Source organism: Croceibacterium soli, from assembly GCF_009828065.1.
Lineage (GTDB): Bacteria > Pseudomonadota > Alphaproteobacteria > Sphingomonadales > Sphingomonadaceae > Croceibacterium_B > Croceibacterium_B soli.
The window spans coordinates 123,996-146,689 of the sequence record NZ_WTYK01000002.1; the positions used below are offsets into that span (position 1 = coordinate 123,996).

A 22,694-nucleotide genomic window follows, 5' to 3' on the forward strand; every position below is an offset into this window, starting at 1 on the left:
ACTTCGATCCCGCCCGAAACGCAGTACGGCGCGGGGCACCACGGCTCTGCGGGACGAGCCAAGCTGCCATGCTCCGAAAGTCTAGACGTTCGACACGGCGAGTTCCGCACCGCCGCGCCGAGAAAAACCGCTCCTCAGCCCCGCTCCGCGGGCCAATCCGGCCGGAAGGCCAGCCAAAGATGGAGCGCCCCGACCATGTCCTCGCCCGCCTCGCGATCGGCCTTGCGGCCCGGCGCCCCGCTCGCGACGGCGGCATTTCCCGCATGTCTTCTGCGCATTTCGATCTCTGCCGATCCTTCCGCTCGTCCGCCGCCGTCGTCCGATCCGCCGATGCCGGCAGCTTCGAAATCCATCGATGTTCCTCCCTCTTGCCTGGCGGACTGCGCCGGCCGGTCCCGCGGCGTCTGTTGCGCTCCTTCCGTTAGACGCACGACCCGGCCTTTTCCGCATGCCTTGCAGGTGCGGAATGCGCCGCTCGCCCTTGCGGTTTTCGTCCCGTCCCGTCAGGAAAGGCTGCAAACCGAGATGGGAGAACGATCGCAGTGAGCATTCTGGAAGGCCGTGTCGCCGTCGTTACGGGAGCCAGTTCGGGCATCGGCGAAGCCTGCGCGCTTTCGCTGGTCGAAAAGGGCGCCAGGGTCGTGCTCGCGGCGCGGCGGGCCGAGCGGCTCTCGGCACTGGTCGAGCGGCTCGAGGCGATGGGCGGCGAAGCGCTCGCCGTCGCCACCGACGTTACCGACGAAGCGGCGATCGACAACCTGTTCGCGCAGGCCGTCGAACGCTTCGGCACGGTCGACGTGCTGATCAACAACGCCGGGATCGCCGACAGCACCCCGGTGGACGAGATGCCGCTCGAACTGTGGGAGCGCGTGCTCACCACCAACCTGACCAGCGCCTTCCTGTGCAGCCGCGCCGCGTTCCGCGTGATGAAGGGCAAGGGCCGCGGGCGGATCATCAACATCGGCTCGATCTCCGCGCGCGTCCCGCGGGAGAACAGCCCGGCTTATGCCGCCAGCAAGTGGGGCCTCGACGGGCTGACCCGCTCGCTCGCGATCGACGGGCGCGCGCACAACATCGCCGCCTCGATCTTCCATCCCGGGATCGTCGCCACCGAGATCGCCCCCGGCGCGGTCAAGCTGCCGGAGGATCTGTCCGCCGATCCGAAGGACATCGCCGACGTGATCGTCCACATGTGCGACATCCCCGACCACCTGAACTTCTACGAGGGCCTCGTGGTGCAGAACAAGATCCCGTTCCTGGGGCGCGGCTGAGGGCGCGGCGGATGGCCGCCGATCTCGGCTGCTACAACATCGCCGACTTGCGCGAGCGGGCGCGGCGGCGCCTGCCGCTCGGCATCTGGGAATATGCCGAACGCGGGGTCGAGGACGAATGCGGCATGGCCCGCAACAGGGCGGCATTCGACGCGCTGACCTTTCGCCCGCGAGTCCTGCGCCGGGTCGACAAGATCGACACTGCCACGCAGATTCTCGGCGGACCGGCGGCTTTCCCGCTCGCCGTCGCGCCGACCGGGGCCGCTGGGCTGCTGTGGTACCGGGGCGATCTCGCCCTCGCCCGCGCTGCCGCCAAGGCGAACGTCCCGTTCACCATCTCCAGCGCCAGCACGATGGACCTGGAGGACATCGCCGAAGCGGGCGGCCGGCTGTGGTTCCAGCTCTACCTGTGGGAAAACCGCTCGCTGTCCCTCGCGGTCGTCGATCGCGCGGCGGCGCTCGGCTGCGAGGCGCTGTTCGTCACGCTCGACATGCCGGTCCCGCCGAACCGCGAATACATCCAGCGCAGCGGCTTCGGCACGCCCTTCACGCTGAACGCGCGCAACACGCTGGACGTCCTCACCCATCCGCGCTGGCTCGCGGGGGTGATGGGCCGCTACCTGCTCACGGGCGGGATACCGACCCAGGCCAACCTGCCGGATCGGCTGCGCGCCAAGGTCACCAAGGGCGCGCCGCCCGGGGCCCTGTTCAAGCAGGACGATCTCGACTGGGATGACGTGAAGCAGCTGCGCGACCGCTGGCCGGGCAAGCTGGTCCTCAAGGGCATACTCCATCCCGAGGATGCGGAGCGGGCGCTGGCGCTCGGCGCGGACGGGGTCGTGGTGTCCAACCACGGCGGCCGGTCGCTCGATTGCTCGATCGCCTCGCTGGAGGCCCTGCCGGCGATCCGCGATGCGGTCGGCGGGCGCATGTCGATCCTGCTCGACAGCGGGATTCGCCGGGGCAGCGACATCGTGAAAGCCATCGCCGGCGGGGCCGATGCGGTACTCGCGGGCCGCGCGCCGCTTTACGGGCTCGGCGCCTTCGGGGAAGCCGGAGTGAGCCGCGCGATCGAGCTGCTGCGGGCGGAAACGGCGCGCACGATGGCCATGCTCGGCACGCGCACGATCGAGGAAGTGAAGTCCGCCCTCCGCAGCTGACTCCACCCAACGCACACAAAAAAAACGGCGGGGAAAGCCCCGCCGTTTTCCTTCAATCGGCGGTCGATTGCTTACGGGCTGACGGCCACGTCGTCGTCGTCGTCCGACAGGACGATGCCGAGGACGCCGGCGACGATCAGGATGCCGAGCAGGAGACCGAAGGTGCCGACACCGGCCAGACCTTCCGCTTCCGAAACCGACGAAGCAGTACGTGCTTCAGCGGCGGGAGCAGCGGCCGCGGCAGTCGAGCCGAGCACAAGCCCGGCAGCTGCGAGACCGAGAAGCGATTTATGAATAACCATTCGTTGCCCTTCCTTTGTCAAAGCCGAAGAACGAAGGAAGATTCCCAGTTCGCCGGCCTCTTGCGCAATTTGATTTCAGGGCCGTTATGGCCCTCCCCCATGAGCGCTATGTCACCGTCCATAACTGCTCAACCATTATCCGTTTCCCGGGGCAAGGAAAAAATCCGAGCTCCCTGTGCCGAAGGTTTGTGAAAGTTTTGTTTAAACCTGCGGATCGCTGGAATATCGGAGATGCCGTGAAGATCAGCAACTTGGTCGCCGCGGCCCTCATGGCCGCCGGCCCCGCAGTCGCACAGGACGCGCCTGCCGCAGGCTCGCTGCGCGCGCAGGACGAGCGCCTGCTGCGGATCGCCGAGCCGATCCTGGCGAGCAATCTCGCGCTGTGCGATCGCACGATGCCGCGCCTCGGCGTAGCCCTGCAGAGCACGGACCAGTATGCTGCCGGCCAGGACCCGGGCTTCGCCGCCCCGGTCGCTTTCGCGGTGGTCCTTCCGCAATCCGCCGCTGCACAAGCCGGGATCGCGCCGAACGACGGGCTGCTCTCGGTGAACCGGCAGCCGGTGGCGAAACGCGCGGAGCTCCAGGCATCGCCGCTGCGAGATTCGGCCTTCGCCGCGATTGCGGAGCACGCCGTCGGCGAGCCGCTGAGGCTCGAGGTCGTAAGCCGCGGCGCGCGGCGGGAAGTCGTCCTGAACCCGCCGGCCGAATGCCGCATCCTCGCCGAGATCCTGGCGGACAGCGGAACCACGGCGCGGTCCGACGGCCGGGTGATCCAGATCAGCCGCGGGCTCGCAGCGCGCGCTACGGACGGGGAAATCGCGGCGATCTTCGCCCACGAACTCGCCCACTCGATCCTGCGCCACCGCGACCGCCTGTCCGCCGCAGACGTCAGCAAGGGTCTCGGCGGCGAATTCGGGCGCGACCGGCGTCTCAACCGGGAGGCCGAGATCGAGGCGGATCGCCTGAGCGTGCACTTGCTGGCGAACGCGGGCCTCGACCCGGCGACCGCTCCGGCGTTCTGGCGCTCCCCGCTCGGCAAGCAGATCGGCGGCGGCCTGTTCCGCAGCCGCGTCTATCCCTCGCCGGAGGCTCGCGCACAGCAACTCGAAAGGGAAATCGCCGACTACCTCTCGGGCGGCCCGCCGAGCTATCCCGGCCATCTCCTGGCCCAGCGCGGCCGACCGCTCGAATAAGCTCCCGCGACCCAGCTCAGCGTGAGGCGCGTTCCGGCGCCGCGCTGATGTCGATGTAGTGGCGGTCGTAGTAGGTCAGCGGGGCGGCATCCTCGCGGTGCCGGGCGTCGATCAGCTCGCCGATGAAGATCGTGTGGGTGCCGAACTCGTGCCGGTGCGCGGTGCGGCATACGAAGCTGGACTGGGCGTTCGCCAGCACCGGCACGCCGTGGGCCTCCGACCACTCACCCACCGCGAAGCGCCCTTCCCCCCGCTCCCGCGTGAATATTTCCGCGATGTCGCGATTGCCGAGCCCGAGCACGTTGACGCAGAACGTCTCGGCGCAGGCGAGCGGCTCGTGCAGCGACGCCGAGCGGTTGATGCACACGAGCAGCGAAGGCGGATCGAAGCTGAGCGAGCTTACCGCAGTGGCGAGAATACCGTGGCGCTCGCCCACCCGGCCGGTCGTCACGGCATAGACGGTGGCCGCGACATGACGCATCGCGGCGCGAAATGCCTCTAGAATCGCTGGGTGATCTGGGGTGTCGCTCATCACCAGCCTCTTGCGGCCCTGCTCTTGAGTGTTCAAGTGCCAAGCTCAAATGTGATATGAAGCTTCCATCGCACATTTCAATGTGATATTCAGCCCGCATGAACAGACAGACCATCGAGCGCGTCCGCGCTCTCGTCAGCGAAGGGCGCATGTCGCGCGCCGGACTTGCGCGCGCCGCCGGCCTACATGCCAACACTCTGCGCGATTGTACCGAACTCGACTGGAATCCGACCGCCGAAACGCTCGCCAAGATCGATCGCTTCCTCGAGGATAACGACCAGACGCCGGTGCTCGTCCCGATCGAAGAGATCATCGACGAAGCGCGCAACGGGCGCATGTTCATCCTCGTCGACGACGAGGACCGCGAGAACGAGGGCGATCTGATCATCCCCGCGCAGATGGCCACGCCCGATGCGATCAACTTCATGGCTACCCACGGCCGCGGCCTCATCTGCCTGGCGCTGACGCCGCAGCGGGTCGAGACCCTCGGCCTGCCGCCGATGAGCCGTTCCAACCGCACCCGGCACGAAACCGCCTTCACCATCTCGATCGAGGCGCGCGAGGGCGTCACCACCGGGATCAGCGCCGCCGATCGGGCGCGCACGATCTCGGTCGCGATCGACGCCGGGAAGACGGCCGACGATATCGTCACCCCCGGCCACGTCTTCCCGCTAGTCGCCCGCGAAGGCGGCGTGCTCGTGCGCGCCGGCCATACCGAAGCGTCGGTCGACATATCCCGCCTCGCCGGGCTCAACCCTTCGGGCGTGATCTGCGAGATCATGAACGAAGACGGCTCGATGGCCCGGCTCGACGATCTGATCCGCTTCGGGCGCAAGCACGGCCTCAAGATGGGCACGATCCGCGACCTGATCGCCTACCGCCGCAAGCACGACCACCTGGTCGAAAAGCGTGCGGAAGGCCGCTTCCGCAGCCGCTGGGGCGGCGACTGGCGCGCGATCAGCTTCTACAACAAGGCGACAAAGGGGGAGACGATGGCCCTGGTCAAGGGCCACATCGATCCCGCGAAGCCGACGCTGGTGCGCATGCACGCGATGTCGATCTTCGAAGACCTGTTCGCCAAGGACACCAAGCGCTGCGGCCTCCTCGAAGGGGCCATGCGCATCATCGGCGAAGAGGGCGCCGGAGTCGTCGTGCTGATCAACCGCCCTGCCCCCGACTATGCGAGCAAGGCGGTTCTAAGGCTGGAACGCGACGAGCCGGCGGAAGACGGCCAGCTGCCGCTCGAGCAACGCGATTACGGGGTCGGGGCGCAGATCCTGGCGGAACTCGGCGTCCACGACATGATTCTGCTCACCAACACCCAGCACTCGCTGGTCGGCCTCGAAGGCTACGACCTGTCCATCGTCGGCGAGCGGCCGATTTCCTAGGAGCATTTTCTTGGCACGTTTTCTGATAGTCGAAGCCCGTTTCTACGATCACCTCAACGACATGCTGATCGCCGGCGCCCGCGGCGCGCTGGAAGCGGCCGGGCATTCGGTCGAGGTCGTCACCGTGCCCGGCGCTCTCGAGGTGCCTGGGGCGATCGCCCTGGCGGCGGAAAGTGGGCGGTACGACGGTTTCGTTGCCGTCGGCGTGGTAATCCGGGGCGAAACCTACCACTTCGAGATCGTCGCCGGCGAAAGCGCCCGCGGCATCATGGCGCTGACGATGGACGGGATCGCCGTCGGCAACGGTATCCTGACGACCGAGAACGAGGCCCAGGCCTTGGTCCGCGCGGATCCTGCGCAAGCCAACAAAGGTGCGGGCGCTGCCGAGGCTGCTATGGCCCTGCTGAAGCTGCAGGAAAGATTCGCATGACCTCGCACCCATCGATCGCCGGAATCCCGCTCGTACTGGGCGGCAACGTGTTCGGCTTCACCGCCGACGAGGACACCAGCTTCGCCGTTCTCGACCGGTTCTACGAAGCCGGCGGGCGCATGGTCGATTCGGCGCAGGGCTATTCCGTGTGGGTGCCCGGCCATGTCGGGGGTGAGAGCGAAACGGTAATCGGCAAGTGGCTCGCCAGCCGCGGCGTACGCGCCGAGATGCGCATCGCCACCAAGACCGGCATGTCCGGCAACCCCGGGGACCTGCAGCCCGCGAAAGTGGCGGAAGAACTGCACAAGTCGCTCGACCGGCTGCAGACCGACTACGTGGACCTGTACTATGCCCACCGTGACGAGCCGCAGACCCCGCTGGAAGACGTCGCCGCCGGCTTCGACGCGCTGGTGCAGCGAGGCCTGGTGAGGGAGATCGGCGCCTCGAACTACAACGCCGAACGGCTCGGCGCCGTCTGCGATATCGCGACCGGCAACGGCATGACGCCGTTCACGATCCTGCAGAACGAATACAACCTGGTCGAGCGCGGCAGCTATCCGCCGGAATTGCAGCAGCTCTGCATGGACCGCGGCATCGCCATGCTGCCGTGGTTCGGGCTTGCCGCCGGGTTCCTGACCGGGAAGTACCGCACGCGCGAGGACCTGAAGCGCTTCAACCGCGGGTCGAGCATCGAGCGCTTCTTCGACAAGGGGCTCACGGTCCTCCCCACGCTCGACGCCGTCGCGGCTGAGACCGGGGCGAGCCACGGCGCGGTCGCCCTCGCCTGGCTGCTGCGCCAGCCCGGCATCGCCGCGCCGGTCGCCAGCGCCAGCAGGCCCGAACAGCTCGATATCCAGTTCGAGGCGCTGCAACTGGAACTGAGCCAGGATCAGCTCGATCGGCTGACGAGATCGTCATCCTGAACCGCCGGCAAGTGACCGACCCAGCGGCATGCCCCAGCGTGGCGAACTCCCCGTAGGCCGATGACGGCTCCCGACCAGGACCTGTCCCGGCCGATCGCCTGGCTCGTGGGCACGAAAGCCACGCCTCCGGCGTCGGTTGCGGCGCAGCTGCAGGCGGGCCTGTTCACCTCCATGCCGATCTTCCTCGGCGGTATCATCAACAGTATCGCCATTGCTGCGATCGCAGCCGCGCGGCATCCGACGACGCCGTTCCTGATCTGGCTGTCATTGGAGGTCGCGATCGGCCTGATCCGGCTGCCGATCGTGCTCGGCGGCAGAGCGGCACTGCGAAACGGCCGAAAGCCTCCGGTCACGGCCGCAGCGCTCTGCTCCTGCGCGTGGGCGGCCTCGGTCGGCTTCGGCGCGTTCATCTCGATCCGTACGGAAGACTGGGTTCTCGCGACGATCATCTGCCTGTCGGCCGCAGCGATGGTCTGCGGCATCTGCCTGCGCAATTTCGGCACTCCGCGCCTCGCCGCGCTGATGGTGTCGCTGATGCTGGTCCCGTGCGCGGTCGCCGCGCTGCTTACGTCGGAAGCAGTGATCGCCATCGTCGGCCTGCAGTTGCCGATTTACATGATCACGATCTTTGCATCCTCGTTCGCACTGCACGAAATGATGGCCTCACGCATGAAGGCACTGGCGGAGCTTCAGCGAAGCGAAGGCCTCAACCAGAGCATCATGGAAGCGAGCCCGGACTACACGCTCATCCTGGACGAGCAGGGCCGGATCGTGTTCATGAACTCGCCGAGGGGATCGACCGGGGAGCCGGAAAATCTCTACGGGATGGAGTGGCTCCCGCTGCTCCACCCGGACGACCGCGACGAAGCTGCGCGCGTTCTTGCCAGCGCTCGCTCCGGCACGCCCGCCAGTCTCACCGCCCGCTCCATCGTCGAGGGCCAACCGGTGCGCTGGTTCGACGTCATCGCCAGCCCAATTATGGGGAGCGCGGGCCAGACGATGATCGTCGGCCGGGACATCACGCACCAGAAAGCATCGGAGGCGCGCGCGGTCTGGGTCGCGCGCCACGACCCGCTGACCGGCCTGGCCAATCGCTCGGTGCTGCAGGACGAGCTGGAACGGCGCCTCCTCGGGGCTGCGCATGGCGATGGGTCGGCGCTCCTGATCGTCGACGTCGACAATTTCAAGACCATCAACGACACCCTTGGGCACGATGCCGGCGATGCGCTGCTGTGCACTTTCGCCGAGCGCCTGCGCAAGGCGGCCGGGCCCAATGACCTGGTGACGCGAACCGGCGGCGACGAGTTCGCGCTGCTGATCGCCGCCCGCAACCTGTCCGACGTGACCGACGCGGCGGAGCGGATCTACGCCAACTTGCGCGAGCCCTTCGTTCACGAGAACCGCCTGCTGGAATGCAGCGCCAGCATCGGCGCCAGCATGCTGCTGAAGGACGGCGTGAACCGTTCCGAGGTGATGAAGTCCGCCGACATCGCGCTCTACGCGGCCAAAGCCGGCGGCCGCGGGCAGCTCAAGGTGTTCGACCTCGGGATGAAGACCCAGGTGGAACGACAGCAGACCATGCTCGCTTCCGCCCGCAAGGCGCTGCAGCAGGATCGCATCGTGCCGTTCTACCAGCCCAAAGTGCAGCTGGGCACCGGACGCATCGTCGGGTTCGAGGCGCTGCTGCGCTGGACCGACGACTACGAGGCCTTGCGGACTCCCGACGATCTCAGCGCCGCCTTCGACGACCCGCCGCTGGCGGCCGCCCTCAGCGAGCGCATGATCGACCTCGTCCTGGATCAAATGCAGGAATGGGGCGCCTCGGGCATCGACTTCGGACATGTCGCGATCAACGTCACCGCAGGAGACTTCCGCCGGCGCGAGTTCGCCGAACATCTGCTGGAAAAGCTGGCGCAGCGCCGGCTCAGCCCATCTCTCCTGCAGCTGGAGGTCACCGAAACGGTCTTCCTGGGGCGGACAGCAGGGTACGTCGAAACCGCTCTCGAGACGCTTAGCGGCAGTGGCGTCCGGATCGCGCTTGACGATTTCGGCACGGGATATGCCTCGCTTTCCCACCTGCAGCAGTTTCCGATCGACCTGCTCAAGATCGACCGCAGCTTCGTGGCCAGGATCGGCGAGGACAAGGAAGCGGAGGCGATCGCCGATGCGGTGATCAATCTGGCCCGCTGCCTCGCTATGGAGGTGGTTGCCGAAGGTGTCGAAAGCCCCGCGCAGGAGAGCTTCCTCGCCCGTCACGGCTGCCACACCGCGCAAGGTTATCTCTATTCGCGCCCCATGCCGGCCGTCGACGTACCGGAAGCAGTGCTCGGCGGTCCGAAGGGAACTGCCAGGTAAGCCGCTATTCGGTCACCTCGGCGCCCGGATCGGTGAGAGACGGGACGAGGAACCAGCCGTCGCCCATCATCGGGTAGAGCCCGACCGCTCCGTCGGGGTCGCGGAGATAGTCGAACAGTTCGTCGAAATCGCTGCGCTCGTCGCCCGCGATGGCGACCACGCAGACGTCCAGGTTGGCCTCCTGGCGCAGCACCTGCTTGCGGTCCTCGCCGCTACGGAGCAGCAGCAGCTGGTCTTGCCCTTGGGGATCGAGCCCCGACGCACGCAGCGCCCGGGCCACGTCGCCGGCGCGGCCGGCGGGCAAGCGGCTGATCCAGAGCACGGTGATCCCCGCGGCACGCAGCCGTGCCAGCCCTTCCGCAGTCCCGGCCGGCGCTGCGGAAAGGCGTTCGGGGGCGAACGGCGTCGACCGGTCGTCCAGGTCGATCACCACTGCGGGAAACTGTGCCGGGCACTCGCGGCGCACCGGGGCGTCGATCGAGGGAGGAGATTGCAGCAGGGCGGATTGCAGGCGGCTCGCTTCGCCTGCGGCCGGCTGTGCTTTGCTCGCAGTGTAAGCGAAGAACTGCTCCCACCGCTCGGACACGGGCGCAGCCGCAACGGCTCCGCTCGGCGGCGGAAGCTCACGAAGCGACGTTATCTCCACGCCAGTACCCGGCTCGATCCCGCCGACCGCCTCCCTTGCCTGCTCCGTCTCCAGGGTCACCTTGGGGTCCGGGCTCGGCACCTCGGTCGCCGCGCGGACCCTGTGCTTGTCCCGCACCATGAACGCGCCGCCGGCAAGCAGCGGCAGCGCCACTGCACCCAGGCAGCCGCTCAGGAGCGGAAGCAGGCCGAGCGCCAGCCACGCTCGGCGGCGCTCGGACAGCGGCGAACCAGGCTGGCGTCCTATCATCGGCGGCAGCGATAGCAGAAGCGGCGCTCGTGAAGCAAAGCGCCGCAGCCGCGGGATGTCACCGGGCCAGGCGTCCGAAGCAGCCCGTGCCCGCATAGCTTGCGCTCTCGCCCAGCTCTTCCTCGATGCGGATGAGCTGGTTGTACTTGGCGAGACGATCCGAGCGGGCCAGCGAGCCGGTCTTGATCTGGCCGCAGTTGGTGGCGACCGCGAGGTCGGCGATCGTCGCGTCCTCGGTCTCGCCGGACCGGTGGCTCATCACCGCCGTGTAGCCGGCGCGGTGCGCCATATCGACCGCCTGGAGCGTCTCGGTTAGGGTGCCGATCTGGTTGACCTTCACCAGCAGCGAATTGGCGAGGCCCTGCTCGATGCCCATCGAGAGCCGCTTCGGGTTGGTGACGAACAGGTCGTCGCCGACCAGCTGCACACGGCTGCCGACGCGCTCGGTCAGCGCCTTCCACCCGGCCAAATCGTCCTCGCTCATGCCGTCTTCGATCGAGCGGATCGGGTAGCTGTCGCAGAGGTCGGCGAGATAGGCGGCCATCTCCTCGCCGCTCAGCGAGAGGCCCTCGCCCGAGATCTCGTACTTGCCGCCCTTGAAGAACTCGGTCGCGGCGCAGTCCAGCGCCAGCACGATGTCCTCGCCGGGCGTGAAGCCGGCCTGCTCGATCGAGGCCATGATGAAGTCCAGCGCCGCGCGGGTGCTGGCGAGGTTCGGGGCGAAGCCGCCCTCGTCGCCGACGGCGGTGGCGAGGCCCTTCTGTTGCAGGCCCTTCTTCAGCGTGTGGAACACTTCGGCGCCCCAGCGCACCGCTTCGGCCAGGGTCGGCGCGCCGACCGGCATGATCATGAATTCCTGGAAGTCGATCGGGTTGTCGGCATGCTCGCCCCCGTTGATGATGTTCATCATCGGCACGGGGAGGACATGGGCGGAAACCCCGCCGATGTAAGCATAAAGCGGCAGCCCGCGAGCGCTCGCCGCCGCCTTGGCGACCGCCAGGCTGACGCCGAGGATCGCATTTGCGCCGAGCGCGCCCTTGTTATCGCTGCCGTCGAGCGCCAGCATCGCCAGGTCGATGTCGCGCTGATCCTCCGCATCGAGGCCGAGAAGCGTGTCGGAAATGGCGCCGTTGACCGCCTCGACTGCCTTCAGTACGCCTTTGCCAAGATACCGGGCCTTGTCCCCGTCGCGCAGCTCGACCGCCTCGTGGGCCCCGGTGGAAGCCCCGGAGGGAACCGCTGCGCGGCCGAAACTGCCATCCTCCAGCAAAACGTCGACTTCGACCGTGGGGTTGCCCCGGCTGTCCAAAATCTCGCGTCCGTGGATGTCGATGATAGCAGTCATTGAGGAAGCTCCGCGCATGGTGTTGCAATCGGGCAATACAGTGCCCAATCAGGAGGGACGGGCGGCGCCTATACCGCGGAACCAAGCGGTGCAAGTCGCGTTCGGGTTGACAAGGGCCGGATGGGGATTCCTACTCGCCGGCAGACCTAGAAACCCCGCGGGGAAACAGGAAAGGGCATTCCATGGCCGAAGCTACTGGCAACTCGCCGAAGACACCGAAACCCACCGCTGCGAAAGCGCAGACGACCGGCGCCAGCACCGCCAGCACCGCCGGCACGACCGCGATGACCGCCGGCTCGGACACCTCGTCGAGCGACGGCGCTGGCACAAGCGACAAGCGCTCCGAAGCCAAGTCGCGCTTCAACGCGGCACTCGAGGAAGCCAAGGCCGGGGCCGCCGCGCTCGGGGCCGAGGCCAAGGAGCGTGCGGGCACATACCGCACCCAGGCCAAGACGAAGAGCGACGATTACAGCGTCCAGGCCAAGATGAAGGCCGGCGAACTCGCCCGCGAAGGCAAGACCCGGGCCAGCGACGCACTGGCAACGCTCGGCAAGATGGTTGCCGACAACGCGCCGACCGTCGATGAGAAGCTCGGCAGCAAGTACGGCGACTATGCCCGCAGCGCCTCGCGTAGCCTGCAGGAAACGGCCGCCCGGCTCGACGAGAAGAGCGTCGAGGAACTCGGCGAGGACGCCCGCGAATTCGTTCGCCGCAGCCCCGGTACGGCAGTGGGCCTGGCAGCAGTCGCCGGGTACTTCATCGCCCGCCTCTTCCGCAGCAAGTAACCGGCGGTGAGGCCACAGGCCGAGGAAGACTTCGCCCCGCTCCCGGGCGCCGGCGAAGTCACCCTGCCCCGCCAGCCCGGCGGCGACCACGCAGCTTCGCATCACGAAGCCGCCGGTTCCGCCGAGGAACGCTCGCTGTTCGAAGACGTCGAGGTGCTGATCGAAGACGGCAAGACCTACCTCGAAGCCGAACTCAACTTCCAGAAGACGCGGGCACGCTTCGCCGGCGATCACGCCAAGTGGGTCCTGGCCTATGGTTCGGTGGCGCTGGTCGTCGCGCTGGTGGCGCTGATCGCGCTTGCGGTGGGCCTGATCATAGCCCTCACCCCGCATCTGAGCGCCTGGGGCGCGACCGCGCTCGTGGTCGTCCTCTTCGGCGTGGTCGCCGCTCTCGCCGCCCGCGCGGCCCTGAGCCGCGTCCGGGAATTGAGCAAGGCATTCGGCAGCGGTACGGAAGGTAGTCGATGAACGCACTGGCCAACGAACTCGCCCGCGACCGGGCCGTGCGCGACGCCGCGCTGGCCGTGTTCCGTGCCGATCTGGCGTTCATTCGCGAGGATCTCGGGACGCGCGGCATCGGCGGGCGCATCAGCGACCGGATCGGTGAAAGCGCCAAGGACATGCTCGACGACGCGGTCGACTATGCCGAAGAGAACCGCGGCATGGTGGCCGCCGCTGTCGCCGCCCTGGTGCTGTGGTTCGCCCGCGCGCCTTTGCTTCACGGGTTGGCGCAAATCCTCGGCTTCGATGATGGCGAGGCGGAACTTCAGAACGGCGACGCCCGTTCGCACGACGACTGACACGATACCGAGGGAGACGCAGCATGGCCGACGCCAAGCGCAAGCAGATCGAGAAGAAAGTCGCCGCCGCCCAGGCGCGCAACGACGCGCGGACCGAACCGACCCTGATGGACCGTGCCGGCGAGAAGGCTATCGAAGCCAAGGACAAGTTCACCGCTTTCGCCAAGGAGCACCCGGTGGCAACCGTCGCCGGCGGCTTGGCGATCGGCGTGCTGATCAGCGCGATGTTCCGCGGCTCGCCCACGCGCAAGGCCGGCAAGAAGATCGGCACGAAGGCCGCGGGCCTGGCGGCGATCGGCGCCGAACTGGCGATGGCCTATGCCCAGCAGGCCTGGGAAGCGGCCGAGGATGCCGGCCGGACCGGCGCGTCGAAGCTCGATCGGCTCGGCGGCACCATCGGCGGCCGCGCGCATGATCTGGGCGAGGATGCCGCGGACTATGCCGCAAGCGCCCGCGAACGCGCGCGCGCGGCTGGCCGTTCGATGACCGAGATGCTGCGCAGCCGGCTCAACTGAGCAGGCTCTTGCGGCCCGCTGCGGTTCGCCTAAGGAGCGGGTGAAACCCCATTCGCGCGCTTCGAAGGAAATGAAACCGATGGCGAAACAGCTACTTCACCTGGTGATGGGCGGCCGAGTGGTCGATCCGCAGGGCGTCGAGTTCCAGAACCTCGACGAGATCGACATCGTCGGCGTGTTCCCGAACTACGCCGCCGCCGAGGAAGCCTGGCGCGGCCATGCCCAGCGCACTGTCGACGATGCCGAGATGAAGTACGTCATCGTCCACCTCCACCGCCTGCTCGAGCCGGAGCTGCCGCAAGCGGACGGTTAAGCTCCCCGCCCCCTCCTCTTCGGAGGAGGGGCGGCGAGACTTGGTGAGCCGCAGGCGAACCTAGTCGCAGCGGGTTGGTGCTGCGGCGGGCGAAACGTTTCGCGTCGCCTCCACCACCCCGGCCCCTCCTCTGGAAGCGAAGCTGTCCCGAAGGGACAACAGGAGGGAAGTCGAGCTTCAAATGAACTCGATCTTCTCGATCAGGTAGACCCGGTCGCCCGAGGGCACGGTCACTTCCACCTCGTCGCCGACTTGGCGCCCGATCAGGGCCCTGCCGAGAGGGGAATCGTAGGAGATGCGGCCGATCTTGGCATCGGACTCGGTCTGGCCGACGATCTGGTAGCGGTGCGTCTTGTCGTCTTCGTCCACCACGGTGATGGTGGCGCCGAACACGACCTTGTCGCCGGACAGCGTCGCCGGATCGATAATCTGGGCGCGGCTCACGCGATCTTCGATCTCGCCGATCTGCGCTTCGACCTGGCCCTGCCGCTCCTTGGCGGCGTGGTACTCGGCGTTCTCCGACAGATCGCCATGCGCGCGCGCTTCTTCGATCGCGTCGACGATCTTCGGCCGCTCCAGCCGCAAAGCCTTGAGGTCGGCGGTCAGCTTTTCATAGCCTTCCGCCAGCATCGGCACCTTTTCCATACTCGGTCCCTGTCTTTCCATTGAAACCCGTCAAAACCGCCCTCCCCGCTCATCTCAGAGCGATGGTACGGACGAAATGTCGGGGAATGTTTCAGCTATAATAGTCTTGCAGCGACCGCACTTCAAGTTCGCTCACTTTGACCGAGGTGATCGCCTGCGCCACCGCGGCCGAAGCGGTCGCCGTGGTGTAGTAGGGGACTTTCGCCTGCAGCGCCGATGCGCGGATCGACTGGCTGTCCTTGTGGCTTTGCCAGCCTTCGGTGGTGTTGAAGATCAGCGCGATGCCGCCGTCGACGATCTTGTCGACGATGTGGGGCCTACCTTCAGCAACTTTGTTCACACGCTCCACTGGAAGTCCGGCCTCGGCGAGGTAGGCCTGGGTTCCGCCGGTGGCGACGACGGTGAGGCCGTGCTCGATGAGCTGGCGAACCGGCTCCACGATCTGGGCCTTGTCGCTGTCCTTGACGGAGACGAACAGCACGCCCGTGTTCGGCAGAACGGTGCCCTCGGCGAGCTGGGACTTGATGTAAGCCGTGGGGAAATCGCGGTCGATTCCCATGACTTCGCCTGTGGACTTCATCTCCGGTGTGAGCACCGGATCGGCCCCCGGAAAGCGCGCGAAGGGGAACACCGCCTCTTTCACGGTCATGTAGTCGATCCGCCAGTCGATCGGCGGCAGGTCGGCCAGCATCTCGCCCGCCATGACCCGCGCGGCGATCTTGGCGATGGGAATGCCGATCGCCTTGGCGACGAACGGCACCGTGCGGCTGGCGCGCGGGTTGACCTCGATCAGGTAGACCTCGCCGTCCTTGACCGCGAACTGCACGTTCATTAGGCCGCGCACGCCGAGGGCCAGAGCGAGTTGCTCAGCCTGCCGCTCCATTTCCGCGATGATCTCGTCGGGCAGGCTGTAGGGCGGCAGGGTCGCGGCGCTGTCGCCCGAGTGGACGCCGGCTTCCTCGATGTGCTGCATCACCCCGGCGACAACCACCTGCTTGCCATCGCACAAGGCGTCGACGTCGCATTCGATGGCATCGCGCAAGTACTGATCGACCAGCACCGGGGAATCGCCGGACACGTTCACCGCCGTGGCGATGTAGTTGTCGAGCTGGGCTTCGGAATCGACGATCTCCATCGCGCGCCCGCCGAGCACGTAGCTCGGGCGCAGCAGCACGGGATAACCGATCCGAGCGGCGACGGCGGCCGCCTCGTCGCGGCTCTTGGCGATGCCGTTCATCGGCTGCTTGAGTTTCAACTGGTTGATCAGCCGCGCGAAACGCTCCCGGTCTTCAGCCAGGTCGATGGCATCGGGGCTGGTGCCGAGGATCGGGATGCCCGCTTCCTCCAGCGCGCCGGCCAGCTTCAGCGGGGTCTGCCCGCCGAACTGCACGATCACGCCGACCAGTTCGCCGCGCGAGTGCTCAACGCGGAGGATCTCCAGCACGTCCTCGGCCGTCAGCGGCTCGAAGTAAAGCCGGTCCGACGTGTCGTAGTCGGTCGAGACAGTCTCCGGGTTGCAGTTGACCATGATCGTCTCATAGCCCGCTTCGGCCAGCGCGAAGCAGGCGTGGACGCAGCAGTAATCGAACTCGATGCCCTGCCCGATCCGGTTCGGACCGCCGCCGAGGATGACGATCTTCCTGCGGTCGCTCGGCCAAGCCTCGTTCTCGGCCTCGCCGAAGCTCGGCGCCTCGTAAGTCGAGTACATGTAAGGAGTGATCGCCTCGAACTCGGCGGCGCAGCTGTCGATCCGCTTGAACACCGGCAGCACGCCGAGCTTCTGGCGCAGCTGGCGGACTTCGTCCTCACTGGTCGCGCCGGCCATCGCCCGCAGCGCATCGTGCAGCAGGCCGCTGCGGCGCGCCTGCGTTTCGGCGAGCCCGCCGGCAACCCCGACGGAGCGCACGGCCAGGGTGGCGAGGCGCTTGTCGGAGAAGCCCATCGCCTTCAGGCGGCGCAGACCCTCGGCATCGCCCGGCAGGCCGTTCTGCCCGATCATCGCCTCTTCATAGACGATCTCTTCGATGTGTCGCAGGAACCAGGGGTCGTAATGGGTGATCGCGTGGACTTCCTCCACCGTGAAGCCCTCGCGCATCGCCTGGGCCGCCATCAGCAGGCGGTCGGGCGTGGCGCGGCTCAGCGCGGCAGTGATCTGGTCGCGGCTGGCGCCTTCCAGCTCGACAACACGGTTGAGACCGTCGAGCCCGGTTTCGAGACCGCGAAGGGCCTTCTGCAGGCTTTCCTTGAAGTTGCGGCCGATCGCCATGACTTCGCCGACCGACTTCATCGCGGTCGACAGCTCGGCCTTCGAGCCCTTGAACTTCTCGAACGCGAAGCGCGGGATCTTGGTGACAACGTAGTCGATCGTCGGCTCGAAGCTCGCCGGGGTGGCGCCGGTGATCTCGTTGCTGATCTCGTCCAGCGTGTAGCCGACCGCAAGCTTGGCTGCGACTCGGGCGATCGGGAAGCCGGTGGCCTTCGAAGCCAGCGCGGACGAACGCGAGACGCGCGGGTTCATCTCGATGACGATCAGGCGGCCGTCCTTGGGATTGACCGCGAACTGGACGTTGGAACCGCCCGTCTCCACCCCGATCTCGCGCAGCACGGCGATGCTCGCCGAGCGCATGATCTGGTATTCCTTGTCGGTCAGCGTCAGCGCCGGCGCGACGGTGATGGAATCGCCAGTGTGGACGCCCATCGGATCGACGTTCTCGATCGAGCAGATGATGATGCAGTTGTCGTGCTTGTCGCGCACGACCTCCATCTCGTATTCCTTCCAACCGAGCAGGCTTTCCTCGATGAGCACCTCGGTGGTCGGGCTGGCGTCGAGGCCGGAGCGGACGATGTGCTCGAACTCCGCCTTGTTGTAGGCGATGCCGCCACCGGTGCCGCCGAGCGTGAAGCTGGGGCGGATGATCGACGGGAGGCCGGTGCGCTCGAGCACCGCGTAAGCCTCTTCCAGGCTGTGCGCGATGCCGCTGCGGGCGCTTTCAAGGCCGATCTTGTCCATCGCCTCGCGGAAACGCTGGCGGTCCTCCGCCTTGTCGATCGCATCGGCATCGGCGCCGATCATCTTGACGCCGTACTTCTCCAGCGTGCCGTCGTTGAACAAAGCCAGCGCGCAATTGAGGGCGGTCTGCCCGCCCATCGTCGGCAGGACGGCGTCGGGCCGCTCCTTCTCGATGATCTTGGTGACGATCTCCGGCGTGATCGGCTCGATGTACGTGGCATCGGCGAACTCGGGATCGGTCATGATCGTTGCCGGGTTGGAGTTCACCAGGACGACCCGGTACCCCTCTTCCTTCAGCGCCTTGATCGCCTGCGTGCCCGAATAGTCGAACTCGCACGCCTGGCCGATCACGATCGGACCGGCGCCAATGACGAGGATGGAGGATATGTCTGTGCGTTTAGGCATTACTGGCCTTCTTGTTTTCGGACGCTGCGTTCCCGATCCTCGCGGATCGGCCAGGGGTTGTCTGTGCTTTTGGCTGCCAGCCGATCACGCCAGCATGCCAACGAACTTTTCGAACAGGTAGAAACTGTCCTGCGGGCCGGGGCTGGCCTCGGGGTGGTACTGCACGCCAAAGGCTTTCTTGCCCCTGATCGCGATGCCGCAGTTGGAGCCGTCGAACAGCGAGACGTGGGTTTCCTCGACGCCTTCGGGCAGCGTGGCGCCATCGACCGCGAAGCCGTGGTTCATGCTGGTGATCTCGACCACGCCGTCCTCCAGCCGTTTGACCGGATGGTTGGCGCCGCGATGGCCCTGGTGCATCTTGCTGGTCTTCGCGCCGGCCGCCAGCGCCAGAAGCTGGTGGCCAAGGCAGATGCCGAACACCGGCATGTCCGCATCGAGCAGCGCCTTGATCGTGGGCACGGCATATTCGCCGGTCGCCGCCGGATCGCCCGGGCCGTTGGAGAGGAACACGCCGTCGGGCTTCAGGGCGAGGATCTCGTCGAGCGAGGTCTTCGCCGGCACGACCGTCACCCGCGCGCCCGCCTTGGCCAGGTTGCGGAAGATGTTGTCCTTCGAACCGTAATCGATTGCCACGACATGCGGCACGCCTTCGCGTGGGGCGAAGCCGTAGCCCTGGCCGAGCGTCCAGAAGCCGCCCTCCCAGTTCTCCTGCTTCTCGCGGGAGACGCGCTGGGCCAGGTCCATGCCTTCGAGCCCCGGCCACTCGCGCGCCTGCTTGAGCAGCGCCGAAATGTCGAAGTTGCCGCGGGGGTCGTGGGCGATCACCGCATTGGGCGCGCCTTCGAGCCGGACCTTGCGGGTCAGCGCGCGGGTATCGATTCCGGAAAGGCCGATCTTCAGGTGCCCCTTCATCCAGTCGTCGAACTCGCGTTCCGCCCGGAAGCTGGAATGGCGGGTGACTTCCTCGCGCACGATGCAGCCGACCGCGCCTTCGACGTTCGACTCGACGTCCTCAGGGTTGGCGCCGACGTTACCGATGTGCGGGAAAGTGAAGGTGACGATCTGCGCGGCGTAGGAAGGATCGGTCATCACTTCCTGGTAACCGGTCATCGCCGTATTGAAACAGACTTCACCTACGGCGCTGCCGATGTGGCCGAATCCTTTGCCCCAGACGATTGTTCCATCCGCGAGAACGAGGACTCCGGTCGCACCTTTGGGGGGCGCAAGCGAAGATGCGGGGTCGGCCATTTTGGGGCGCTCCGAGTAAGGGGTTTTCCGGCGATGCGTGCTAAGTCGCTGCCGCTAATCACCGGCCGCGCCCGCGTCAACCTGTCCAAGCGCGATTTATCCAGCTATTTGCCTGGCCATACCACGCAATCGACAGGGAAGAACTGGGCAATGCTCCGCGACGATCTCAAACAGGCGCAGATTTCCGCGATGAAGGGCGGCGACAAGGAACGCCTCGCCGCGGTCCGGCTGATCCTGGCCAAGGTCAAGGACCGCGACATCGAGCAGCGCACCGCCGGCAAGGAAGTGGCCGACGACGACCTGGTGATCGACGTGCTGCAGAAGATGGCCAAGCAGCGCCGCGAATCGATCACGATGTTCGAAAGCGGCGGCCGCCAGGAACTGGCCGACAAGGAGCGCGGCGAGCTCACCGTGATCGAGGAATTCCTGCCGAAACAGATGGACGAGGCGGAAACCCGCGCTGCGATCGACGCGATCAAGGCCGAGGTCGGCGCCGCGGGCCTCAAGGACATGGGCAAGGTCATGGCCGAGCTCAAGGCGCGCCACGGCGCCGCGCTCGACATGGGCCGGGCGAGCGGCTGGGTAAAGGAAGCGCTGCAGTGAGGCTGGGCGCCGCCCTGCCCCTGCTGCTTATGGCCGCCTGCTCGGACGCGCCCGATACTCCCGCGCCGGAGCCGACGCCGGCGCCCCGGTTCACGCCCGACAAACCGCGCATGCTGGTGCCGGCGGACCTCGCCACCGTGCACTTCGGCGGGCGCATCGAAGGGCTCGAAGGTCCGGAAGTGACCGGTAGCTTCGTGCTGGACGGGGAACCACTGGCCGAGATGGTCAGCTACGTCGCCTGCCCCGAAGCCGTGACCGAGTGCGACCCGGCCGAACTGCCGGACGGTACGGTTTATACCTATGTCCACCGGGTGACCCCGGCCGAAGGCGTCGAGAACGCCGCCGTGTTCCGCACGGCTCGCAAGATCAGCGCATTCGCCAACGGCGTCGGCTTCGACCGGCACGAGGCGGACGCGGCGCTCGGCCCCGGCGGCAAGATCGACGTCTCGGCCGACAACGGCGCGCTCGTCTGGCGCGTGATCGGCGGCGACGGCTGGAAGGCCGGCGAGACGATCACGTTCTACTGGCAATCGACCATGCCGCCCGAAGAACCGCGCCAGGCCTATCAGTTCGAAGCCGACGGCAGCGCCGCAATCGGCAGCGGCCCCTTCCCGCCGCGCGAAAAGCCGGTGCAGGAAACCGCCTCGCGCTAGCGCGCCACACCCCCGCGGGCTAGGGTGGCGGGATATGTCGCTTTCTCCCCAATGGCTGGACGAACTGCGTGCGCGCGTGACGCTTTCGAGCGTGATCATGCGCACGACGAAGCTGCAGAAGGCCGGGCGCGAATGGAAGGCCTGCTGCCCGTTCCATAACGAGAAGACGCCGAGCTTCACCGTCAACGACGAGAAGGGCTTCTATCACTGCTTCGGCTGCGGCGCGCATGGCGACGCGATCCGCTGGATGACCGACCAGCGCGGCCTGGCGTTCATGGACGCGGTGAAGGAGCTGGCTGCCGAGGCGGGGCTGGAAGTGCCGCAGCCCGACCCGCGTCATGCCGAGCGGGCCGAGCGCCAGGCGGGACTGCACGACGTCATGGCGGCCGCGCAGAACTGGTTCGCCGACACGTTGCGATCCGACGAGGGGCGGAAAGCGCGCGAGTATCTCGCGGGCCGCGGGTTCGACGGGCACACGATCGAGCGGTTCGGGTTCGGCTATGCCCCCGATGCGCGCGGCGCGATGAAGAAGGCGCTCGAGAAGTTCGAGGAGCCGATGCTGGTCGAAGCCGGCCTGCGCATCGTCGTGGACGGCAAGGAGCCGTACGACCGCTTCCGCGGGCGGCTGATGCTGCCGATCCAGGACGCGCGCGGGCGGGTGATCGCGTTTGGCGGGCGGATTCTCGACAGCGGCAAAACGGATGCGCCCAAGTATCTGAATTCGCCGGACACTCCGTTGTTCGACAAAGGCCGGACGCTGTACAACCTGCATCGCGCCGGCCCCGGCTCGCGGCAGAGCGGCCGGATCGTCGTTGTCGAAGGGTACATGGATGTCATCGCCCTCGCCGCCGCCGGGATCGAGGAAGCGGTCGCGCCGATGGGCACCGCACTGACCGAGCGGCAGATCGAGCTGCTCTGGCGGCTGGTCGGCGTGCCGCTGCTGTGCTTCGACGGCGACGCGGCCGGGCAGCGCGCGGCGATGCGGGCGGCGGCGCGCGCCCTGCCCTTGCTTCGCCCGGGCCACTCGCTCTCGTTCGTCCACCTGCCGGCGGGGATGGACCCCGACGACCTGCTGCGGCGCGACGGCCGCGCGGCGCTGGACCGGCTGCTGGCCGAGCCGCACAGCCTGCTCGACACGCTGTGGCAGCACGAGCGCGAGGCCCTGCCGCTGAGCTCTCCCGAGGACAAGGCCGGTCTCAAGGAGCGCCTGCTGGCTCACGCAGACGCCATCCAGCACCCGGACATCCGCGCGCTTTACCGCCGCGAACTGATGGACCGGTTCTCCGCGTTCGCCTTTCCCAGGCGCGAGTTCACGAAGACGCCGTTCGTACCGCGCGGCGGGAACGCACCGAAATGGCGCGGCCCCGCGCCGAGCGACACCGCGCGGCTCCTGCGGGTGACCTCCGGCGCGCGCGACCATCTGACCCAGGCCGTGCTGGCCGGGCTGGCCCGGCATCCGCGCGAGATCGCCCGCCATGCGGAGTCGCTGGCCCGGCTCGCGGTGGCCGAACCCGGGGCGGCCTTGGTGATCGACGAACTGCTCGATGCGTCCGAAGCGCTTGAAGCGGGACGAGGAAATCCCATATCCACGCCAAAGGACATCGCTCCGCCCCCGGATAACACTCGCTTCTCCTTCCTGCTGGAAGGCGCCGATCCGGAGGACGCGCGCGAGGATCTGGCCGAGGCAGTCGCCTTGCTGGTCGAAAGGCCGGCGCTCGAGGCGGCGATTGCGGAAGCGACGGCGCGGTTCGATCACGATCCGGAAGGCGCCTTCGCCGAGCAGCAGCGGCTGCGGAAACGAAAGCTGGAAATCGAGGTGCGACTCGGGCACATGGCCCGGAAACGCGCCGCCGGTCCGGCGTTGGAAGATAATCTCACCGGGGCGGCAACGGCTTCCGGCGAACAGGAAACGGAATAACCGAA

The 22,694-nt window shown here is 67.2% G+C and carries 23 protein-coding genes; 15 read left to right on the forward strand and 8 right to left on the reverse strand.

The genetic code is table 11. From position 1 onward, the window contains the following. Nucleotides 1-134 precede the first annotated feature (134 nt). Nucleotides 135-353: a hypothetical protein gene (locus GRI75_RS03740; protein WP_160745625.1), complete on the reverse strand. Its 219-nt coding sequence runs from the start codon at nt 351-353 to the stop codon at nt 135-137. 189 nt (nt 354-542) lie between these two features. Between GRI75_RS03740 and GRI75_RS03745 the strand changes: the two genes are divergently transcribed. Both GRI75_RS03745 and GRI75_RS03750 read left to right on the forward strand, forming a co-directional pair. Next, nucleotides 543-1,271, forward strand: a complete 729-nt coding sequence (locus GRI75_RS03745) for an SDR family oxidoreductase (RefSeq protein WP_160745626.1) — start codon at nt 543-545, stop codon at nt 1,269-1,271. A gap of 11 nt (nt 1,272-1,282) precedes the next feature. Continuing rightward, nucleotides 1,283-2,431: an alpha-hydroxy acid oxidase gene (locus GRI75_RS03750; protein ID WP_160745627.1), complete on the forward strand. Its 1,149-nt coding sequence runs from the start codon at nt 1,283-1,285 to the stop codon at nt 2,429-2,431. A gap of 71 nt (nt 2,432-2,502) precedes the next feature. On the opposite strand, the gene GRI75_RS03755 is transcribed toward GRI75_RS03750, so the two are convergent. Continuing rightward, the gene (locus tag GRI75_RS03755; protein WP_160745628.1) at nt 2,503-2,733 is read right to left on the reverse strand and encodes a hypothetical protein; all 231 of its coding nucleotides are present in this window, start codon (nt 2,731-2,733) and stop codon (nt 2,503-2,505) included. A gap of 236 nt (nt 2,734-2,969) precedes the next feature. Here GRI75_RS03755 and GRI75_RS03760 point away from each other — a divergent pair, with 236 nt between their 5' ends. Further along, nucleotides 2,970-3,926, forward strand: a complete 957-nt coding sequence (locus GRI75_RS03760; protein WP_160745629.1) for a M48 family metallopeptidase — start codon at nt 2,970-2,972, stop codon at nt 3,924-3,926. Nucleotides 3,927-3,942: 16 nt separating this feature from the next. Here the strand turns inward: GRI75_RS03760 and GRI75_RS03765 are convergent, their stop codons facing one another. Continuing rightward, entirely contained in the window at nt 3,943-4,458 is a 516-nt protein-coding gene (locus GRI75_RS03765; protein ID WP_160745630.1) for a flavin reductase family protein, read from the reverse strand. Nucleotides 4,459-4,556: 98 nt separating this feature from the next. Here GRI75_RS03765 and ribB point away from each other — a divergent pair, with 98 nt between their 5' ends. Genes ribB through GRI75_RS03785 form a run of 4 tightly spaced genes read left to right on the forward strand, consistent with a single transcriptional unit; the run spans nt 4,557 to nt 9,554 of the window. After that, nucleotides 4,557-5,846, forward strand: coding sequence for a 3,4-dihydroxy-2-butanone-4-phosphate synthase (gene ribB / locus GRI75_RS03770; protein ID WP_160745631.1), 1,290 nt, complete (start codon nt 4,557-4,559; stop codon nt 5,844-5,846). A 10-nt stretch (nt 5,847-5,856) separates the two neighbouring features. After that, nucleotides 5,857-6,276 carry a 6,7-dimethyl-8-ribityllumazine synthase gene (gene ribH, locus GRI75_RS03775; RefSeq protein WP_160745632.1) on the forward strand — a complete coding sequence of 140 codons (420 nt, stop codon included), beginning with the start codon at nt 5,857-5,859 and terminating at the stop codon, nt 6,274-6,276. Beyond that, nucleotides 6,273-7,199, forward strand: a complete 927-nt coding sequence (locus tag GRI75_RS03780; protein WP_160745633.1) for an aldo/keto reductase — start codon at nt 6,273-6,275, stop codon at nt 7,197-7,199. The genes ribH and GRI75_RS03780 overlap by 4 nt, the downstream gene beginning before the upstream one ends. 60 nt (nt 7,200-7,259) lie before the next feature. After that, the gene (locus tag GRI75_RS03785) at nt 7,260-9,554 is read left to right on the forward strand and encodes a putative bifunctional diguanylate cyclase/phosphodiesterase (RefSeq protein WP_160745634.1); all 2,295 of its coding nucleotides are present in this window, start codon (nt 7,260-7,262) and stop codon (nt 9,552-9,554) included. 4 nt (nt 9,555-9,558) lie between these two features. On the opposite strand, the gene GRI75_RS03790 is transcribed toward GRI75_RS03785, so the two are convergent. Next, the gene (locus tag GRI75_RS03790) at nt 9,559-10,449 is read right to left on the reverse strand and encodes an HAD family hydrolase (RefSeq protein ID WP_160745635.1); all 891 of its coding nucleotides are present in this window, start codon (nt 10,447-10,449) and stop codon (nt 9,559-9,561) included. 58 nt (nt 10,450-10,507) lie between these two features. After that, nucleotides 10,508-11,794: a phosphopyruvate hydratase gene (gene eno / locus GRI75_RS03795; protein ID WP_160745636.1), complete on the reverse strand. Its 1,287-nt coding sequence runs from the start codon at nt 11,792-11,794 to the stop codon at nt 10,508-10,510. A gap of 182 nt (nt 11,795-11,976) precedes the next feature. Between eno and GRI75_RS03800 the strand changes: the two genes are divergently transcribed. The 5 genes from GRI75_RS03800 to GRI75_RS03820 all read left to right on the forward strand — a co-directional run bounded on the left by GRI75_RS03800 (nt 11,977) and on the right by GRI75_RS03820 (nt 14,207). After that, a complete protein-coding gene (locus tag GRI75_RS03800; RefSeq protein WP_160745637.1) occupies nt 11,977-12,579 on the forward strand; it encodes a hypothetical protein in 603 nt (200 codons plus the stop codon). Between the two features lie 6 nt (nt 12,580-12,585). Beyond that, nucleotides 12,586-13,047 carry a phage holin family protein gene (locus GRI75_RS03805; RefSeq protein WP_160745638.1) on the forward strand — a complete coding sequence of 154 codons (462 nt, stop codon included), beginning with the start codon at nt 12,586-12,588 and terminating at the stop codon, nt 13,045-13,047. After that, nucleotides 13,044-13,379, forward strand: coding sequence for a hypothetical protein (locus GRI75_RS03810; protein ID WP_160745639.1), 336 nt, complete (start codon nt 13,044-13,046; stop codon nt 13,377-13,379). The genes GRI75_RS03805 and GRI75_RS03810 overlap by 4 nt, the downstream gene beginning before the upstream one ends. A 23-nt stretch (nt 13,380-13,402) precedes the next feature. Next, the gene (locus GRI75_RS03815) at nt 13,403-13,894 is read left to right on the forward strand and encodes a hypothetical protein (protein WP_160745640.1); all 492 of its coding nucleotides are present in this window, start codon (nt 13,403-13,405) and stop codon (nt 13,892-13,894) included. A gap of 79 nt (nt 13,895-13,973) precedes the next feature. Further along, nucleotides 13,974-14,207 (forward strand): DUF4170 domain-containing protein, encoded by a 234-nt coding sequence (locus GRI75_RS03820; RefSeq protein ID WP_160745641.1) that lies wholly within the window; start codon nt 13,974-13,976, stop codon nt 14,205-14,207. Between the two features lie 177 nt (nt 14,208-14,384). Here GRI75_RS03820 and greA read toward each other — a convergent pair whose 3' ends face one another. The 3 genes from greA to carA form a co-directional block, all read right to left on the reverse strand. Then, the gene (gene greA / locus GRI75_RS03825; protein WP_202389581.1) at nt 14,385-14,873 is read right to left on the reverse strand and encodes a transcription elongation factor GreA; all 489 of its coding nucleotides are present in this window, start codon (nt 14,871-14,873) and stop codon (nt 14,385-14,387) included. A 70-nt stretch (nt 14,874-14,943) separates the two neighbouring features. Further along, nucleotides 14,944-18,267: a carbamoyl-phosphate synthase large subunit gene (gene carB, locus GRI75_RS03830; RefSeq protein WP_160745643.1), complete on the reverse strand. Its 3,324-nt coding sequence runs from the start codon at nt 18,265-18,267 to the stop codon at nt 14,944-14,946. 84 nt (nt 18,268-18,351) lie between these two features. After that, a complete protein-coding gene (gene carA / locus GRI75_RS03835) occupies nt 18,352-19,515 on the reverse strand; it encodes a glutamine-hydrolyzing carbamoyl-phosphate synthase small subunit (RefSeq protein ID WP_160745644.1) in 1,164 nt (387 codons plus the stop codon). 150 nt (nt 19,516-19,665) lie between these two features. Between carA and GRI75_RS03840 the strand changes: the two genes are divergently transcribed. Genes GRI75_RS03840 through dnaG form a run of 3 tightly spaced genes read left to right on the forward strand, consistent with a single transcriptional unit; the run spans nt 19,666 to nt 22,689 of the window. Continuing rightward, the gene (locus GRI75_RS03840; protein WP_160745995.1) at nt 19,666-20,118 is read left to right on the forward strand and encodes a GatB/YqeY domain-containing protein; all 453 of its coding nucleotides are present in this window, start codon (nt 19,666-19,668) and stop codon (nt 20,116-20,118) included. After that, nucleotides 20,115-20,771, forward strand: a complete 657-nt coding sequence (locus GRI75_RS03845; protein ID WP_328597921.1) for a hypothetical protein — start codon at nt 20,115-20,117, stop codon at nt 20,769-20,771. Before GRI75_RS03840 ends, GRI75_RS03845 begins: the two co-directional genes overlap by 4 nt. Nucleotides 20,772-20,805: 34 nt before the next feature. Then, nucleotides 20,806-22,689 carry a DNA primase gene (gene dnaG / locus GRI75_RS03850; RefSeq protein ID WP_160745645.1) on the forward strand — a complete coding sequence of 628 codons (1,884 nt, stop codon included), beginning with the start codon at nt 20,806-20,808 and terminating at the stop codon, nt 22,687-22,689. The last annotated feature ends 5 nt before the right edge of the window (nt 22,690-22,694 follow it).